Source organism: Methylobacterium sp. AC832, assembly GCF_979256025.1.
In genome coordinates this window covers 1,390,277-1,406,672 of sequence record NZ_CEEDMV010000001.1, presented here as the reverse complement: position 1 = coordinate 1,406,672, position 16,396 = coordinate 1,390,277, and the positions used below count along the sequence as shown (strand labels likewise).

The following is a 16,396-nucleotide window of genomic DNA, read 5'->3' as shown; positions in this document are numbered from 1 at the left end:
CAGGGCCGTGCCCGGCCCTCGGTATCCTTACAAAACCGTCAGCCCGTCGCACCGAAGCCGACGGCGATGCAGTTGATCGAGAGCAGCAGGGCAGATTTCACCGCCTCGCGCTTGTCCTCATCCTCTTCCGCGCGGAAGCGGCGAAGCAGCTCCACCTGTTCGCGGCTGACCTGGTTGATCGTGGGCAGGCGGCCGTTGAGGCGATCGCGGAACAGGGGAAAGCGTTCCGCGAGTTCGGTGCCGCCGCTGACGCGAAGCGCCATCTCGCGGGTCAACTCATACTCGGCCTGGATCAGCGGGAAGATGCTGGCGCGAGCCTTCTCGTCGGCTACGAGACCGGCATAGTCGCGGGCGATCTCGAGATCGACCATCAGCAGCGTCTTCTCGACCTCGTCGAGGATGAGGCGGAACGGCTTCGATTCGGCGAAAAGCCGCTTCAGCTGTTCCTCGCCCTGCGCGCCACGCACGTCGAGGAAGCTCTTCAGGCCGGACCCGACACCGTACCACCCGGTGATGACGTGCCTGTTCTGCGACCATGCGAAGACCCATGGGATCGCGCGCAGGTCCGCCAGGGACCGGGCGCCGAACCGCCGCGCGGGGCGTGAGCCGATGTTGAGGAGCGCGATCTCGTCCAGCGGGCTCGCGGCCTGGAAATAGGTCACGAGGTCGGGATGCTGGATCAGGTTGACATAGGCCGCGCGCGACGCGCCGGACAGGGCTTCCAGCGAGTCGTCGAACTCGTTGCGCGGGACCTTGATGGCTTCCCGCTCGGATTTCAGCGCGTGGTCGAACACCGACGACGCGAGAAGCTCCATCTGGTAGGCCGCCGTGCCCCGGTTGGCGTATTTGAACGAGACGACTTCGCCCTGTTCCGTGGTGCGGAAACGCCCGTTGATCGAGCCCGGCGGCTGGGCCGCGATGGCTCGCGCCGTCGGCGCACCGCCTCGGCTCACGGAACCGCCGCGGCCGTGGAAGAAAGCGATCGGCACGCCGGACGACTTCCCGAGTTGGGTCAGCTTGTCCTGCGCCTTGTAGAGCTCCCAATTCGAGGCGACGAAGCCGCCATCCTTGTTCGAATCCGAGTAGCCGATCATCACCTCTTGCACGCCGCCCTGCCAGCGGGTGGAGCGGCGGACCACCGGGATCGAGAACAGCTCTTTCATGATCGCGGGCGCGGCGCGGAGATCGTCGATGGTCTCGAACAGCGGCACGATCGGCAGGCAGCAGATTTCGGTGCCGGTGGCATCGAGGAAGTTGCCGGCTTCCTTGGCGAGGAGATACGCACCGAGGATGTCGGGGACCGAACGGGTCATCGACAGGATGAAGGAGCCGAAGGCCTCGCGGTCGAGCTGCTCGCGCATCTCGCCGACGAGGGCGAAAGTCTCCAGCGTCTCGCGGGCGTCGTCGGGCAGGCTCTCGAACGAGCGCTCGCCGTGCATAGGCCTCGCCAGTTCGGCCAGCAGCCAGTTCTTCCACTCCGCCGAATCGAGGGCGGGCGGCGTCTTGTTCTGGCCGTTGGCCTGGTGCCAGAGCGCGTGCAGGGTCTTCGTGGTGCGCGTGGTGTTCTCGCGCAGGTCGAGGCGCACCGTGGAGAATCGGAAGATTTCCACCATGCGGCGCACCGGGCGCACGAGGTCTGTGGCCAGCGACGGGCAATTGGCGTCGGCGAGCCCGGCCTCGAGGTGGCGCAGGTCGTTGATGAGCCCATCGGCGCTGGGATAGTCCGGGCCGGTCGAGCGTAAGCCTTTGTTGCGCGCGATCGTCGCCTCGATCTTGCGCAGGATGCAGGTGAGGAACTGGCGATAGGCCTCGCCGGGATTGCGGCTGGCGATGGCGCGCCCGTCGCCGCTTTCGGTGAGCAACTGGGCCAGTTCCGACTTGAACGATGCCGGCACGGGGAGCGAGCGCTCGGTGAGGGAGAGCGTGCGGCCGAGTGCGGTGACGCCATCGCGATAGCGCCGAAGGGAGGCGAGCGCATTGCGTTGAAGTGTGGCGCGCGTCACCGACGAGGTGACGTAGGGGTTGCCGTCGCGGTCGCCGCCGATCCACGAGCCGAACTGGAAGAAGGCCGGCACCTCGAACTTCTCGTCCGGGTAATATTCGGCCAGGGATTCCTCCAGCGAGTAGAGGACTTCCGGCAGCATCTCGAACAGGGTCTCATCGAAGAAGTGCAGGCCCCAGGCCACCTCGCGCTCGACGGTGGCCTTCTCCAAATGGAGTTCGCCGGTCATCCAGACGAGCTCGATCTGGTCCCGAAGCTCGTTCATCAGGCCGTTGCGCTCACGCTCGGTCCAGCGCGGCAGTTCGAGCTCGCGCAGGACGAGATAGATGCGGCGGAACTTCTCCAGCACTGTCACACGCTTTCCCTCGGTGGGGTGCGCCGTGATGGTCGGCCGAATGCGCAGGTCCTTCAGAAGGGCGTGGATCTCGGGCGCCTTGATGCCGTTCTTGACCGCATCCGCCAGGACCGCGCTGAAGCTGCCGGAGAGTTCCGCCCGCCCCTTGCTGCGCTCCACATGACGACGCCGGCGCATGGCGGCATTCTGCTCGGCGATGGAGAGGAGTTGGAACCAGATGCCCTGGACCTGAAGCGCGCGGGCAAGAAGCTCCGGCGAGAAATCCGAGATGTTGGCCGTGCCGAGGAGGACGGCTTCGAGTTCCGGCTCGTGGCGGCGGGCGACTTCGAGCAGGGCGTGGAAGAGTATGTCGAGCGCTTCCTTCGACGAGGTGCCGGTGATGACCGGCGGCGCGAAGGGGTGGTCGAGCGATCCGACCGGGGCGTGGAGAGTATCGGTCATCGGATGGCCACCTCGAACAGAGTTGAGCCGATGGCCGCCGACATCGTGCGGGCAACGGTGAAGAGCAGCCGCTTCGGCAGCATGGAACGCAGCGCCGGAGCGATCAAGGGGGTGGTCTGGCGGGTTGGGCGAGGCGAGCAACGCTTTACCGGAAGTGGCGGCGCTGCCCCTCACTTCCGCTCGCTCAGTGACCACCCTCCCCCGCTCAGGGGAGGGTTCGTCGGCTCACGCCGCGATCTTGCGCATCACCTGTTCGACCGTCGAACCGAAATCGCCGGGGCTCGGGGCGACGGTCAGGCCGTAGGTGCGCATGATCTCGGCCTTTTCGGCAGCGCTGTCGCCGGTGGCGGAGATGATCGCGCCGGCATGGCCCATGCGGCGACCCTTCGGGGCGGTGAGGCCGGCGACGAAGCCGATGACGGGCTTCGTCATGTTCTCCTTGATCCAGGCCGAGGCCTCGGCCTCCTGCGGACCGCCGATCTCGCCGATCATCAGCACGGCCTTGGTCTCGGGGTCCTGCTCGAACAGGGCGAGATGGTCGAGGAAGGACGAGCCGTTGATCGGGTCACCGCCGATACCCACCGAGGTCGTGATGCCGATGCCCCGCTCCTTCATCTGAGCGGCGGCCTCGTAGCCGAGGGTGCCGGAGCGCGAGATCACGCCGACATTGCCCTTGAGGTAGATGTGGCCGGGCATGATGCCGAGCATCGACTTGCCCGGCGAGATGATGCCGGCGCAGTTCGGGCCCACCACCATGGTGCGCTTGTCCTTGGGGTAGCGGCGCAGATACCGCTTCACCCGCATCATGTCCTGCGCCGGGATGCCGTCGGTGATCGAGCAGATCAGCGCGAGGCCGGCATCGGCCCCTTCCATGATCGCATCGGCCGCGAAGGGCGGAGCGACGAAGGTGATCGAGGTCGTGGCTCCAGTGGCCTCCACGGCCTCCTTGACGGTGTTGAACACCGGCACGCCGAGATGGGTCTTGCCGCCCTTTCCGGGGGTGACGCCACCGACGACGTTGGAACCGTAATCCAACATCTCCTTGGCGTGGAACGTACCCTTATCGCCGGTGATGCCCTGGACGATGATCGGGGTCTTCTCGTCGATCAGAATGCTCATGACGTATCCTCCCCTCGTCTCAGTGGCTGCGCTTGGCGGCGTCGCAGGCGGCGACGGCCTTGGTGGCGGCGTCCGACAGGCTGTCGGCGGTGATGAGGTCGAGGCCGCTCTCGGCCAGGATCTTCTTGCCCGCCTCGACATTCGTGCCGGCGAGCCGGACGATGAGCGGCACGTCGATCTTCACTTCCTTCGCCGCCTGGATCACGCCCTGGGCGACCCAGTCGCAGCGGTTGATGCCGGCGAAGATGTTCACCAGGATCGCCTTGACGTTGCGGTCCGAGAGAACGAGGCGGAAGGCGGTGGCCACGCGGTCGGGGCTGGCGCCGCCGCCGACATCGAGGAAGTTGGCGGGCTCGCCGCCCGCATGCTTGATCATGTCCATGGTCGCCATGGCGAGGCCGGCGCCGTTGACGATGCAGCCGATTTCGCCCTCGAGGCCGATATAGCTGAGGTTGTGCTCGGCGGCCTGGGCCTCACGCGGATCGCCCTGCGAGGGATCGTGCATGTCGGCAATGTTGCGGCGACGGAACATGGCGTTGTCGTCGAAGGACATCTTGGCGTCGAGCGCCAGGACGCGGTCGTCCTTGGTGACGACGAGAGGGTTGATCTCCAGCATGGTGCCGTCGCAATCGCGGAACGCCCGGTAGGCGTTCATGATCGTCTTCACGGCCGCCGAGACCTGCTTGATGTTCAGGCCGAGCTGGAACGCGATCTCGCGGGCCTGGAACTGCTGCAGACCGACGGCCGGCTCGACCACGACCTGGATCAGGGCTTCGGGCTCGTTGGCGGCGATCTCTTCGATATCCATGCCGCCGCGCTGCGAGGCGATGACGCGGACGCGCTCGGCCTTACGGTCGAGGACGTAACCGAGATAAAGTTCGCGCTCGAACGGATCGGCGGTCTCAATGTAGACGCGCTGAACCGGCTTACCCTCGGGGCCGGTCTGGAGCGTCACGAGGCGCTTGCCGAGGAGATCCTTGGCCGCGTCGCGGACCTCGTTGTAGGTCCGGCACAACTTGATGCCGCCGGCCTTGCCGCGCGCACCGGCATGGATCTGTGCCTTCACCGCCCAGAACGAGCCGCCGAGTTCGGTGGCGGCGTAGACTGCCTGGTCGGGGCTGAAGGCCACCGCGCCCTTCGGAACCGCAACGCCGAATCCGGCGAGCAGCTCCTTGGCTTGATACTCATGCACGTCCATGTGCGTTCTCCTCGGCGTTTTTCCCTGGGACAGACACTCTCGTAAATTTCACTTCACGGAAAGAGCTTCTGCTGTAATATTTTTTTACATTCTCTTTCACTCCGCCTTTAATGGCGGCTGGAATGTATTTTGTAGACAAAAAGGCCGGCTGAGTTTGTTCTCGCCGGCCTGTCGTCGATCTTAGTTCACCTTGGCCTTTACGACCTCGTAGATCTTTTCGTTCAGTGGTCCTGCCGGCCCGAGCAGTTCTTCGAGTTGCTTCAGGCGCTCGTCGGCAAATCCGCGATCGTCCAGACCCTTGGCGTTGACATAGACGTTGAGCGCGGCGCTGCGCAGGCCGGCATGAGCGGAGAGAACCGCGACCCCAGCATCGGAGATGACGTTGAGATTGCCTTTCTCAGCCACGGCCTCGGCTAGGTCGATGACCTCGCGGCAGGCGCGGCAGCAGGCGAGCGGCACGTCGGTGGCGACCTTGAGGGCCTCCTGGATCTTGGCGGCGCGAGCCGCTTTCTCCTCATCGGTGCCCTTGGGCAAGCCGTAGGCACCCATCACGGCATCGAAAGCCTCCACGTCATCGGCGATCATGCCGGTGAGTTCGGCCCGGAGCGCTTCCGACTTGCCGAGGATCTCCTTCAGCTCGCCTTCGACCTCGACGTATTTCTTCTTCCCGATGGTGAGGTTGCACACCATGCTGAGAAGTGCGGCACCCATGGCACCGGAGATGGCGGCGGCTCCACCGCCTCCCGGGGTCGGGGCAGAGCTTGCGAGCCCGTCGAGAAAGCTCTGGATGGTTTCGTTGGCAGGCGACGTCTTCTCGGTCATCGGTTAGGCCATCGTCTTGGCGAGGGCGTAGATCTCCTCAGCGTCGAAGACCTTCTCGGCGCTGTCGAAGAGCTGGCCGACGCAGGCGCGGTGCAGCTTCAGCTTTAGGCCGCCGATGCCAAGGGCGCCGAACACCTTCTTGCCATGGCGCTCCTTGCCCTTGTCCATGGCGTCGATACCGCCGAAGCCGAGGGGCGGCTGGGCGTTGTAATCGGCAATGAACTCGATGCTGGCCTCGTCCTTCCAATCGGCTTCGGCCAGAAGCTCGAGGCCGATGGCGCCGGCGGAGAAGACCAGGTTCTGGCCCTTGACGATGGCGGCGCGAGACGCGGCGTCCGGCGTGGCGGCGGCGCTGATCTGGACCTTGAAGCGCTTGTTGATGGAATCGGCGGCAGCCTGAGCCTTATCGAGAGAGCGACCGCACAGAACCACGGTGGCGCCTTCCTGAGCGAGGAGTGCGGCCGAGCGCATGCCCACCGGACCGGTGCCGGCCAGAACGACGGCCTTCTTCCCCTGAAGCGAGCCGGCAGCCTTCTGAACCAGAGCGACGCCTGCGGCGGCCGTGGTGTTCGAGCCGTTCGAATCGAGCATGATCGAAACGCGGAAGGGGCCGAAGAAGCGCTTCTTCACCGCCTCGAACACGGCCTCGCCAGCCGCCATGCTGCCGCCGCCCACGAAGATCGCCGTGGACTTCTTCTCGGAACCGCCGCGGGTGTAGATGGTCCCGTCCACCAAGGCGCCGACATTGTCGGGCGTCACGTTGCCGTAACCGGTGATGCGATCGGCGCCACCATCGTAGCCGACGACCACGTCGAACACGCTCGGAACGGTATCGGTATCGAATTGGAACAGCAGCTTCTTGGTCATGTCGTTTCCTCTGCCCGCGTCGCTGCGCGGCTGACGTATCGTTGTCATTGGCGCGTCTCGTCATATCGCGCGATGGACCGTCCCCATCGTCGTGGGGCGCCGCCGGCGAGACCGTAATTCCGGCTCGCCCTCGGTGCGGACTCGATCGGCGTCCGCATTCATGGTGTCCGGGGTATCGCCTTGCGACCCCCGAATGATTACGGCTCCGGGGAGCCGACTCGTCGTCGCGTTCAGCCTTCGACCACGTTCTGCGGTTTGCCCGCAACATAGGCCTCGACATTATCCACGAGCTGGTCGGCCAGGATCTGCATCGCTTCCTTGCTCGCCCAGGCCACGTGCGGCGTGACGATGAGGTTCGGCAGGTCGAGCTCGCACAGGATGTTGCCGTTCTTGGGCGGCTCGGTCATCACCACGTCGAATCCGGCGCCACCGATCGTTCCGGCCTTGAGCGCCTCGGCGAGAGCTTCCTCGTCGACGAGGCCGCCACGCGCCGTGTTGATCAGGATGGCGTGCTTCTTCATCTTGGCCAGCTGCTCGGCGCCGATCATGTTCCGGGTCTCCGGCGTCAGCGGCGCATGCAGGGTGATGACGTCGGATTCGGTCAGGATCGTCTCGAAATCCACGAGGCCTTCCTGCGGGAACACATCGTAGGCAATGACCTTCATGCCGAGCGCTTCCGCGCGCTTGGCGATCGACTTGCCCAGAGCCCCGTAGCCGACGATGCCCAGCGTCGAGCCGGCTATGTCGTGGATCGGATAATCGAAGTAGCAGAACTGGGTGGACTTCGCCCAATCGCCCCGGCGTACCGAATTCGCATAGGGCACGATGGCGCGCCGCAGGGCGAACATCAGGCCGATCACGTGCTCGGGGACGGTGTTGAAAGCGTAATTACGGATATTGACGACAGTGATGCCGAGTTCCTTGGCGGCCTTCTTGTCGACGACGTCGGTGCCGGTGGCGGCGACAGCGATGAGCTTGAGATCGGGCAGCTGCTTCAACGTGTCGGCGCGCATGGGCACCTTGTTGATCAGTGCGATCTCGGCACCCTTCAGGCGCTCGACGATCTCTTCCGGCGTCCAGGTCGACTCGTATTCGGTATATTCATGCGGGAAATTGAATTCGCGCACCTTGGCATCGAGGGATTCACGGTCGAGGAAGACGATTTTGTGCGCCATTGGAACCCTCAAGCGACGTTCCGCGCCAAGCGCGACGTTACGCGATACACACTTCTATAGACGATGCCCCGAGGCCGGCGAGAGGCCGGCCCCGGGAAATCACGGTGATCAGGACTTCGCGAGCGGGTTTTCGCGCAGGTAGCTGGAGGCAGCGGCGACGCCGGAGCCCGGCTGCACCTTCACGCCGTTGTCGAGCATGGCCATTTCCGCGCCCGCGATGGCGCCGAGGAGCGAGAGCTCGTTCAGGTCACCCACGTGGCCGATACGGAACACCTTGCCGGCCACCTGGCTCAGACCAGCGCCGAGGGCGAGGTTGTAGCGCACGAAGGCGTGCTTGATGATCGCGGCGGCATCGACGCCTTCGGGAACGAGGATCGCGGTCACCGTGTCGGAGTTCCACTTGGCTTCCTTGGCGCAGGTCTTGAGACCCCAGGCCGCCACGGCCTGACGGGTCGCCTCGGCGAGCACGGCATGGCGGTGGTAGACGTTCTCGAGACCTTCTTCCCGCAGGCAGGCGAGTGCCTCGCGCAGGCCGTAGAGAAGCGGCAAAGCGGGGGTGTAGGGGAAGTAGCCGGCGCCGTTCTGCTTCTGGTGGTCGGCCCAGTCGAAGTAGACATGCGCGAGGCGATCGTTCGGACCCGACGACGACTCGGCAGCCTTCAAAGCCTTCTGGCTGACGCAGATCACGCCGAGGCCGGCGGGGAGCATCAGGCCCTTCTGCGAGCCCGCGATGGCGCAATCGACCTTCCACTCGTCGGCGTAGAACGGCAGCGAGCCGATCGAGGACACGCCATCGACGAAGAGAAGTGCCGGGTGGCCGGCCGCGTCGATCGCCTTACGCACGGCACCGATGTCGCTGGTGACGCCGGTGGCGGTCTCGTTATGGACCGTCATGACGGCCTTGATCTCGTGGTTCGTGTCGGCGCGCAGCGCCTCCTCGATCCGCTGCGGGTTCGCACCCGTGCCCCACTCTTCTTCCTGAACGATCACGTTCAGGCCGAGGCGCTGGGCCATGTCGATCCAGAGGTGGCTGAACTGGCCGAAGCGCGAGGTCAGAACCTTGTCGCCACGGTGCAGCGTGTTCGTCAGCGCGGATTCCCAGATGCCGGTGCCGGACGCGGGGAACAGGAAGATGGTGCCTTCGGTGGAGCCGAAGACCGCCTTGGTCTCTTCGAACAGGGGCTTGGTCAGCGTCGGGAAATCGACCGAACGGTGATCTTCCGAGGGGACGATCATCGCCCGCTGAACGCGGTCAGGAATGTTCGTCGGGCCCGGAACGAACAGATGATTCCGACCCGGTCGTCTCGTTGCCGCCATGTTGTGTCTCCGGTTCTTCTTTGGTTCGCGTGCACGCAGCGCACGACGCTGGGTTCGAATACGGTGGTCTAAGGTCGCGATCCGGCTTGGGTCGACGCCAGTGCGGTTCCTAAGCTTTGGATGAGGATACGACAACGTTGCCGAACGCCCGGCTCACGTTTTTCCGGCCGGATGCGATGGCATGGTCCGCGTCAATCGACGGGTGGCGTGAGGCCAGCCCCGAGGCATCTTCGATGCCCGCGAGATCCGGAATGCTCGACGCAACCGCCTTCGACTGAATCAAGCCTCTCTCCGTTGGCCGGGGCGCGCGGTGTTCGCACACTCCCATGGCCGTGGACGTCGTTTCTCACCTCGTCGGCGACCTTGATTTTGCCTCGTGCGGGCTCCGGACACACGCTTTCCAGCGCGATCCGGTGGGTCACCTTGGACCTGACTATGCCGAGGTTCGCGGTCGAAGGAAAATGCAAAAAACTTCGTCGCCACTCAAAAAATTTGTGGAGCAACGCAGCATCTCTGCGCCTTGCTTGAAAGGGGTCCGCTGCGAAGCGAGCAGAGGTCGCGTCATCAAACTGATACGGGAATCCGGTTTGGCTCAACGCACCGAAGCCATTCGGAGTGGGTCGTGGGCGAAGATACAGAGAAGACGATCCGCGTGAGGACGCTCTTCCTGTCCGATATGCATCTGGGCACGAAGGGCTGTCAGGCAGGGTTACTGCTGGAATTCCTGCGGGATTACGACGCCGATGAGATCTACCTCGTCGGCGATATCGTCGACGGCTGGCAGCTCAAATCGGGCTGGTTCTGGCCGCAGAGCCACAACGACGTGGTGCAGAAGCTGTTGCGCAAAGTGCGCAAGGGCTCGACGTTGATCTACATCCCCGGCAACCACGACGAATTCCTGAGAGATTATCTCGGCATGACGTTCGGTGGGATCGAGGTGGTGGACGACCGGATCCACGTTGCGGCAGACGGCAAGCGCTACCTCGTCATCCACGGCGACCAGTTCGACATGGTCGTTCGGCATGCCAAATGGATCGCCTTCCTGGGCGACGGAGCCTACACGTTCGCGCTCTTCATCAACACGCATCTGAACACGATCCGGCGCCGCCTCGGCCTCGCCTACTGGTCACTCTCGGCCTGGGCGAAGCTGAAGGTGAAGAACGCCGTCAATTTCATCGGAAAGTTCGAGGAGCTTTTGAGCGCGGAGGCGAAGCGCGTGGGCGCCGACGGCGTCATCTGCGGACATATCCACCATGCCGCTCACCGCCAGATCGCCGGGCTGACCTATCTGAACACCGGGGATTGGGTGGAATCCTGCACCGCCATCGTCGAGCATTACGATGGCACCATGGAGGTGCTGCATTACCCGAGCGTGCTGCGGGCACGCGCTGCCGCCGAAGAGGCGGAACGAGGCGCGGTCCTCTCGAATCCGGCAAGGGCGGTCGCGTGAGGCTGCTGATCGCCACCGATGCTTGGCACCCGCAGGTCAACGGGGTGGTCCGTTCGCTCGAGAACATGGCCAGCGCCGGCCGCGAGCTCGGGTTCGAGACGGTGTTCCTGACCCATCAGGATTTCGCTTCGGTGCCGCTTCCGGGATATCCCGAGATACGGCTTTCCTATGCCACGAAGGGCAAGGTCGCACGCCTCTGGGCCGATCTTGCGCCGACCCATGTTCATGTGGCGACCGAGGGGACCGTCGGCTACGCGACACGCCGCTATTGCCTCTCGCATGGCCGCCCGTTCACCACGAGCTACCACACGCGCTTTCCCGAATATCTCGCCGCCCGCGCGCCCGTTCCGGAGAGTTGGAGCTACGCCTGGCTGCGGCGTTTCCACGGCGCAGCGAGCGGTACGATGGTATCGACCCCATCCCTCGAGCGTGACCTCGCCTCCCGTGGGTTCGGTAACCTGATGCGCTGGACGCGGGGAGTCGATACCGACCTCTTTCGCCCCGTTGGGCCGGATGACGTCCTGCCGGATACCCTGGTCGGGTTGCCCGGACCGTTCTTTCTTTTCGTCGGCCGGCTGGCGGTGGAGAAGAACGTCGCGGCCTTCCTCGATCTCGACCTGCCGGGCACGAAGGTTGTGGTGGGAGACGGACCGGACAGGGCGCGTCTCGCCGGCCTGTATCCGCAGGCGTGCTTCCTCGGCACCCTCACCGGGGCGGCGCTCGCCCGGATCTATGCGGCGGCGGACGTCTTCGTGTTTCCGAGCCTGACCGACACGTTCGGCATCGTGCTGCTCGAAGCCCTGGCCTGTGGCGTACCGGTGGCGGCCTACCCGGTGACCGGACCACTCGACGTCATCGGTGGCACCGGCGCCGGAATTCTCGGGCCCGACCTGCGCGAGGCCGCGCTTGCCGCCCTGTCGATTCCTCGTGAACGCTGTCGCGCGGAAGCCCTGCGCTATACCTGGAGCGAGAGCGCGCGCCAGTTCTTCACCAACATCTCGTTGGCGCACGGCACCGGCCTTCCCGTCCCCCGGCGCCGATCGTTCCGGGCCGCACCGGCCGTGTGATCAGGCGACAAGGGATGGCTCCGTGATCCCGCTGGTAGAAGAGATCGGCCTCCCACACGTTTCTGCCCGTCCATCCCGTGACCGTCGGACGGGACGGGTGTAGGCAGACGGCCTGATGCCCAGACCGTTCACCGATTCCGTCGCCCGCACCCTCCCCGCTCTCATCGGTTGCGACGAGGTCGGGCGGGGCGCTCTATCCGGCCCCGTGGTCGTGGCGGCGGTGTGGTTCGATCCGGCCGTGTTCCCGGCCTCAGTGCTCGCCTGCCTCGATGATAGCAAGAAGCTCGACCGGGCGACGCGGGAGCGCCTGACTCCTTTGATCAGGGAACATGCCGAGGTTGCGGTCGCCGCCGGCTCGCGCGCGCTCGTGGACCGGATCAATGTCCGCGCCGCGACCCTCGACGCCATGAAGAGAGCCGTCGAGAAACTCGGGCTCGATAAGCCCGTGGCCGTCGATGGCCGCGACAGCATTCCCGGCCTTGCTCTTCCGTGCCGGGCGGTGATCGGTGGCGACCGGCTCGTACCGCAGATCGCCGCGGCCTCCATCGTCGCCAAGACCCTGCGGGACGATCTCATGCGGGCCCTGGCCACCCGTCATCCGGCCTATGCCTGGGATCGCAATGTCGGATACGGGACCGCTTCCCACCTTGCCGGCCTGGAGAGAATGGGCCGTTCGGCCCATCACCGGGTGAGCTTCACCAAGCGTTTTGCTTCATCACCCGCGGTAGTCACAACAGGCTGAGCTGAGCCCCGGTCGCGGCCGTGCGGTCGAAGAGATCCGTGCGCAGGGTGATGCGTGCATCTGCATAGCCGAGACGCTGCTTTGCGAGCCGCATGCGTTGGGCGATGAGGTCGGCATAGGCGCCGCCGCCGGTCATCCGCCGGCCGAAAGTCGCATCATAGGCTTTGCCGCCGCGGGCCTCTCGCACGAGCGACATCACATGGCGCTGGCGTCCAGGATAATGTTCGGCGAACCAGTCGTTCACGAGGTCGTCGAGTTCGAGAGGCAGCCGTAGAAGGACATGCCGCGCCTCGACGGCACCGCATTCCCGCGCCCGCTCCAACACCGCCTCGATCTCATGGTCGTTCAGCGACGGAATGACCGGTGCCATCATCACCATGACCGGGATGCCGGCGCGGCTCAGCTGGCGGATCGCATCGAGGCGCCGAGCCGGATGGGGGGCGCGTGGCTCCATGCGCCGGGCGAGGACCGGGTCGAGAGTGGTCACCGACATCGCCACTTTGACGAGTCCGAGTTCGGCCATCGGCGCCAGAATATCGATATCGCGGGCGACGAGATTCGATTTGGTGACGATACCGACGGGATGGCGGAAACGCGCCAGCACGCCGAGCACGGCGCGGGTGATGCCGTGGTCGCGTTCGATGGGCTGGTACGGGTCCGTTGCCGTCCCGAGTGCGATCGTTTCCGGCATGTAGCCCTGCACCGAGAGCTCCCGCTCCAGCAACTCGGCCGCGTTCGCCTTGTGGAACAGCTTCGTTTCGAAATCGATGCCCGGCGAAAGGCCCACATAGGCATGGTTGGGCCGGGCGAAGCAGTAGACGCAACCGTGCTCGCAGCCGCGATAGGGATTGATCGAGCGATCGAACGGCAGGTCCGGCGAAGTATTCCGTGTCAGGATGCTGCGTGCGCGCTCGGGAAGATCTTCCGTCGGCAGGCGCCGGACCGCGTCATCCGAAGCCCAGCCGTCGTCGAACGTCTCGCGCCGCGCCGGCTCGTAGCGACCGCTAGGGTTGGCCGTCGCCCCACGTCCCTTGCGTGCGCTTGTGGGGAAGGTGCTTCCCGCGAGCCGCCGAGCGGGGACGGCGATTGGGTCATCGCATTCGCCGCCACCATCCTTCACCGCTCGGACCACGCTGCGAGTTCCGTCCCGGCCGGGTCCGTGAAATGAAAGCGACGGCCGCCGGGAAAGGTGAAGATCGGCGCTACGATCGTGCCACCTGCCGCCTCGATGCGGGCCTGCATGGCTTCTAGATCCTCGGCGTAGAGCACGGGCAACGGCATCGCTCTCGGTGCATCGGCATCGAACCCGCCATCGAGGCCCTGTTCGAAGGCGGCATAGCGAGGGCCGTAATCGACGAAGCTCCACCCGAAAGCCCTCCCGTAGAACGCTTTCACCCGGTCGAGATCGCCGCCCGGCAATTCGAGATAATCGATCTTACCATCCTGTCGCATCCGTGACCCCCAATTCGCCCTGACGCCAAAACCATACAGCGACTTTAGCCTTCGCTTTCGCCACCCGTCCTTACGATCCGAACATATCAGGAACACGACGGCTGGCGCTGCCCTTATTTCGAGCAATCGCCGGCTTATGACGCCCCGGAACGGTTTCTTGCGGAGCTTTCGCGGCCACCTGGCTTTTCCCACGCTGAAAATACGCTATGCGCGCGCATGATTTCGGCTCTGATCCATGTGGCGAGGCCGGCCGACCCCTTGGCGGTCGACCAGCTCGCCGACACCCTGGGGGCTCTCGTCGAGGGCGTTGCTGCCGGGCTCGTCGGCGATGCGGTGATCATCGCCCCAACCCATAACGCAGCGATCGATGCCGTCGCCGAGGCAACCGGCGCGACCTTCGTGGTCCGTTCGGGTGGTACGCCCCCTTGGTCGGCTGGCGCGAAGGCCGCGCGGCGGGAGTGGGTCCTCTGCCTCGAAGCAGGCGACGTTCCGGCCGAGGGCTGGATCCGCACGATCGATCGGTTCATCGGCACGGCGCGGCCGGAAATGGTCCTCGGGCGATTGCGCCGGCCGCATGCCGGGCTGCCGTCGCGTCTTGCGGCGCAGGGTGAGTCCGTGATCGGTGTCCGTGCGCCCCGCGCAGGGGACCTCGTGCGCCGCGACCGCCTGATCGCAAGCGGCGTCTTCTCGACCCGCCTGCATCCGCGACGGGTGAATGTGCGGCTCAACCGAGGGTGATCAGACCGGGATCGAAGCGCCGCGTCGAAGGTGTTCGTCCAGGCGTGGCATGATCTCGACGAAGTTGCAGGGCCGGTGCCGATAATCGAGCTGAGCCGAGAGAATGCCGTCCCAAGCGTCGCGGCAGGCACCCGGCGATCCCGGCAGGACAAAGACGAAAGTCGCGTTCGCGAGTCCTGCCGTGGCCCGCGACTGGAGGGTGGACGTCCCGATCTTGTCGTAGGAGATACGGTGAAAGACCGCCGAGAAGCCGTCCATCCGTTTCTCGAATAGCGGCTCGATCGCTTCCGGCGTCACGTCGCGTCCAGTAAAGCCGGTGCCGCCGGTGGTGATCACGACGTCGACCAACGGATCCCGCGTCCAGGATTCCACTTGTGCCCGGATCGCAGCTACTTCGTCGGGCACGATGGCTCTGCCAGCGAGGCTGTGGCCGGCCGCGACGAGTCGCTCACACAGCGTGTCGCCGGAGCGGTCGTCTTCGGCGACACGTGTGTCGGAGACGGTCAGCACCGCGATGGAAAGCGGGATGAAGCTACGGGTCTTGTCTGCGGCGACCATGGCTAGGTGCTCTCGGCTCGGCGATAACGCTACGTTCTACCCGTGAATGGGCCCGATGGTCGATCCCGACATATGAGCGTCCTCGGCCGCTGCCCAGTGCGGACACGATACCGTGCCCGGCTCTTGTCGCAGCTGCCGCCTCAGTTCCGCGCCGCGCGGAACGTATCGCAGGACTTGGTCTGGCCGCTCTTGTAGCCTGTCATGAACCACCGCATCCGCTGGTCCGACGAGCCGTGCGTGAAGGAATCCGGCACGGCGTAGCCCTGCGACTGCTTCTGGAGCTTATCGTCGCCGATGGCACTAGCTGCCTGCATGGCTTCCTCGATGTCACCGGGCTCCAAAGAGTTATACTTGTCGTTTGAGTTCTTGGCCCAGACGCCGGCGAGGCAATCGGCCATCAACTCCACGCGTACCGACAACTGGTTAGACTCGGCCTTGCTGGATGCCGCCTGCTGGCGACCCTGGACCTTGCCCAGAATGCCCAGTTCGTCCTGCACGTGGTGGCCGACTTCGTGAGCGATCACATAAGCATAGGCGAAATCGCCTTTGACCCCGAACTTCTGCTCCATTTCCTTGAAGAACGACGTGTCGAGGTAGACCTTCTTATCGAGCGGACAATAGAACGGCCCCATCGCGGCCTGCGCCGATCCACAGCCGCTGCGCGTGCCTCCGGTGTAAAGCACCATGCCGGTTGGGCGGTACTGCTTGCCGGTCTGGTTCGGGAGAATCTCCTTCCAGACGTCCTCGGTATTACCGAGGATCGCAGCCGCGAAACGTCCGCTCTCGTCCGCCGGCTTTGTCTTGCGCTGGGCCTGGGTCTGCGGATCGACACGCTCCTGGCGCGGTTGTCCGCCGCCGCTCATCTGCTCGGCGCCACCGATCAGGATCGCGGGATTGATGCCTGTGACCCAGCCGATGATGCAGAGGATGACGATGGTGCCGATGCCGAGCCCGCCGGCACCGCCACCCGGAAAGCCTCCGCCGCCTCCACCGCCCTCGCCACGGCGGTCCTCGACGTTGTCCGAAGAGCGGAAATCTTCCCAGCGCATGATCTCGTCACCCTTCGTGGCGTAGCCCTACCGGAACCCGGTCG

Annotated in this window: 16 protein-coding genes; 4 read left to right on the top strand and 12 right to left on the bottom strand. The window is 65.1% G+C overall.

Features of this window, described 5'->3' with window-relative positions:
* Positions 1–38 precede the first annotated feature (38 nt).
* The 8 genes from AC0IXR_RS06535 to AC0IXR_RS06500 form a co-directional block, all read right to left on the bottom strand.
* Positions 39–2,798 carry a phosphoenolpyruvate carboxylase gene (locus tag AC0IXR_RS06535; protein WP_056430083.1) on the bottom strand — a complete coding sequence of 920 codons (2,760 nt, stop codon included), beginning with the start codon at positions 2,796–2,798 and terminating at the stop codon, positions 39–41.
* Between the two features lie 225 nt (positions 2,799–3,023).
* Positions 3,024–3,917 carry a succinate--CoA ligase subunit alpha gene (gene sucD / locus AC0IXR_RS06530; RefSeq protein ID WP_471760108.1) on the bottom strand — a complete coding sequence of 298 codons (894 nt, stop codon included), beginning with the start codon at positions 3,915–3,917 and terminating at the stop codon, positions 3,024–3,026.
* A gap of 19 nt (positions 3,918–3,936) precedes the next feature.
* Positions 3,937–5,115 carry a malate--CoA ligase subunit beta gene (locus AC0IXR_RS06525; RefSeq protein ID WP_056430078.1) on the bottom strand — a complete coding sequence of 393 codons (1,179 nt, stop codon included), beginning with the start codon at positions 5,113–5,115 and terminating at the stop codon, positions 3,937–3,939.
* A gap of 180 nt (positions 5,116–5,295) precedes the next feature.
* Complete coding sequence (gene fchA, locus AC0IXR_RS06520; RefSeq protein WP_471760107.1) at positions 5,296–5,937, bottom strand: methenyltetrahydrofolate cyclohydrolase; 642 nt, start codon at positions 5,935–5,937, stop codon at positions 5,296–5,298.
* 3 nt (positions 5,938–5,940) lie between these two features.
* Positions 5,941–6,804, bottom strand: coding sequence for an NADP-dependent methylenetetrahydromethanopterin/methylenetetrahydrofolate dehydrogenase (locus AC0IXR_RS06515; protein WP_056430072.1), 864 nt, complete (start codon positions 6,802–6,804; stop codon positions 5,941–5,943).
* 230 nt (positions 6,805–7,034) lie between these two features.
* Complete coding sequence (locus tag AC0IXR_RS06510) at positions 7,035–7,979, bottom strand: D-2-hydroxyacid dehydrogenase (protein WP_056430070.1); 945 nt, start codon at positions 7,977–7,979, stop codon at positions 7,035–7,037.
* 108 nt (positions 7,980–8,087) lie between these two features.
* Complete coding sequence (locus AC0IXR_RS06505; RefSeq protein ID WP_056430067.1) at positions 8,088–9,296, bottom strand: aminotransferase class V-fold PLP-dependent enzyme; 1,209 nt, start codon at positions 9,294–9,296, stop codon at positions 8,088–8,090.
* A 109-nt stretch (positions 9,297–9,405) separates the two neighbouring features.
* The gene (locus AC0IXR_RS06500; protein ID WP_156467843.1) at positions 9,406–9,579 is read right to left on the bottom strand and encodes a hypothetical protein; all 174 of its coding nucleotides are present in this window, start codon (positions 9,577–9,579) and stop codon (positions 9,406–9,408) included.
* A gap of 339 nt (positions 9,580–9,918) precedes the next feature.
* Between AC0IXR_RS06500 and AC0IXR_RS06495 the strand changes: the two genes are divergently transcribed.
* From AC0IXR_RS06495 to AC0IXR_RS06485, 3 genes are all read left to right on the top strand, one after another.
* Positions 9,919–10,746 carry a UDP-2,3-diacylglucosamine diphosphatase gene (locus AC0IXR_RS06495; protein WP_056430064.1) on the top strand — a complete coding sequence of 276 codons (828 nt, stop codon included), beginning with the start codon at positions 9,919–9,921 and terminating at the stop codon, positions 10,744–10,746.
* Positions 10,743–11,813 carry a glycosyltransferase family 4 protein gene (locus AC0IXR_RS06490; RefSeq protein ID WP_471760105.1) on the top strand — a complete coding sequence of 357 codons (1,071 nt, stop codon included), beginning with the start codon at positions 10,743–10,745 and terminating at the stop codon, positions 11,811–11,813. The genes AC0IXR_RS06495 and AC0IXR_RS06490 overlap by 4 nt, the downstream gene beginning before the upstream one ends.
* A gap of 115 nt (positions 11,814–11,928) precedes the next feature.
* Positions 11,929–12,555, top strand: a complete 627-nt coding sequence (locus AC0IXR_RS06485; protein ID WP_471760104.1) for a ribonuclease HII — start codon at positions 11,929–11,931, stop codon at positions 12,553–12,555.
* On the opposite strand, the gene AC0IXR_RS06480 is transcribed toward AC0IXR_RS06485, so the two are convergent.
* Positions 12,542–13,642, bottom strand: coding sequence for a PA0069 family radical SAM protein (locus AC0IXR_RS06480; protein WP_471760259.1), 1,101 nt, complete (start codon positions 13,640–13,642; stop codon positions 12,542–12,544). The genes AC0IXR_RS06485 and AC0IXR_RS06480 overlap by 14 nt on opposite strands.
* A 29-nt stretch (positions 13,643–13,671) precedes the next feature.
* Complete coding sequence (locus AC0IXR_RS06475; protein ID WP_056430053.1) at positions 13,672–14,007, bottom strand: VOC family protein; 336 nt, start codon at positions 14,005–14,007, stop codon at positions 13,672–13,674.
* A 216-nt stretch (positions 14,008–14,223) separates the two neighbouring features.
* Here AC0IXR_RS06475 and AC0IXR_RS06470 point away from each other — a divergent pair, with 216 nt between their 5' ends.
* Complete coding sequence (locus AC0IXR_RS06470; RefSeq protein WP_207410715.1) at positions 14,224–14,745, top strand: hypothetical protein; 522 nt, start codon at positions 14,224–14,226, stop codon at positions 14,743–14,745.
* On the opposite strand, the gene moaB is transcribed toward AC0IXR_RS06470, so the two are convergent.
* Complete coding sequence (moaB, locus tag AC0IXR_RS06465; RefSeq protein WP_461232949.1) at positions 14,746–15,303, bottom strand: molybdenum cofactor biosynthesis protein B; 558 nt, start codon at positions 15,301–15,303, stop codon at positions 14,746–14,748.
* Positions 15,304–15,443: 140 nt separating this feature from the next.
* Positions 15,444–16,352: a KPN_02809 family neutral zinc metallopeptidase gene (ypfJ, locus tag AC0IXR_RS06460; protein WP_471760103.1), complete on the bottom strand. Its 909-nt coding sequence runs from the start codon at positions 16,350–16,352 to the stop codon at positions 15,444–15,446.
* Positions 16,353–16,396 lie beyond the last annotated feature (44 nt).

Bases quoted from the DNA above. Each gene is read 5' to 3' on its own strand.
- AC0IXR_RS06535 (WP_056430083.1), bottom strand. From the start codon at position 2,798: ATGACCGATACTCTCCACGCCCCGGTCGGATCGCTCGACCACCCCTTC.
- sucD (WP_471760108.1), bottom strand. From the start codon at position 3,917: ATGAGCATTCTGATCGACGAGAAGACCCCGATCATCGTCCAGGGCATC.
- AC0IXR_RS06525 (WP_056430078.1), bottom strand. From the start codon at position 5,115: ATGGACGTGCATGAGTATCAAGCCAAGGAGCTGCTCGCCGGATTCGGC.
- fchA (WP_471760107.1), bottom strand. From the start codon at position 5,937: ATGACCGAGAAGACGTCGCCTGCCAACGAAACCATCCAGAGCTTTCTC.
- AC0IXR_RS06515 (WP_056430072.1), bottom strand. From the start codon at position 6,804: ATGACCAAGAAGCTGCTGTTCCAATTCGATACCGATACCGTTCCGAGC.
- AC0IXR_RS06510 (WP_056430070.1), bottom strand. From the start codon at position 7,979: ATGGCGCACAAAATCGTCTTCCTCGACCGTGAATCCCTCGATGCCAAG.
- AC0IXR_RS06505 (WP_056430067.1), bottom strand. From the start codon at position 9,296: ATGGCGGCAACGAGACGACCGGGTCGGAATCATCTGTTCGTTCCGGGC.
- AC0IXR_RS06485 (WP_471760104.1), top strand. From the start codon at position 11,929: ATGCCCAGACCGTTCACCGATTCCGTCGCCCGCACCCTCCCCGCTCTC.
- AC0IXR_RS06475 (WP_056430053.1), bottom strand. From the start codon at position 14,007: ATGCGACAGGATGGTAAGATCGATTATCTCGAATTGCCGGGCGGCGAT.
- AC0IXR_RS06470 (WP_207410715.1), top strand. From the start codon at position 14,224: ATGATTTCGGCTCTGATCCATGTGGCGAGGCCGGCCGACCCCTTGGCG.
- moaB (WP_461232949.1), bottom strand. From the start codon at position 15,303: ATGGTCGCCGCAGACAAGACCCGTAGCTTCATCCCGCTTTCCATCGCG.
- ypfJ (WP_471760103.1), bottom strand. From the start codon at position 16,352: ATGCGCTGGGAAGATTTCCGCTCTTCGGACAACGTCGAGGACCGCCGT.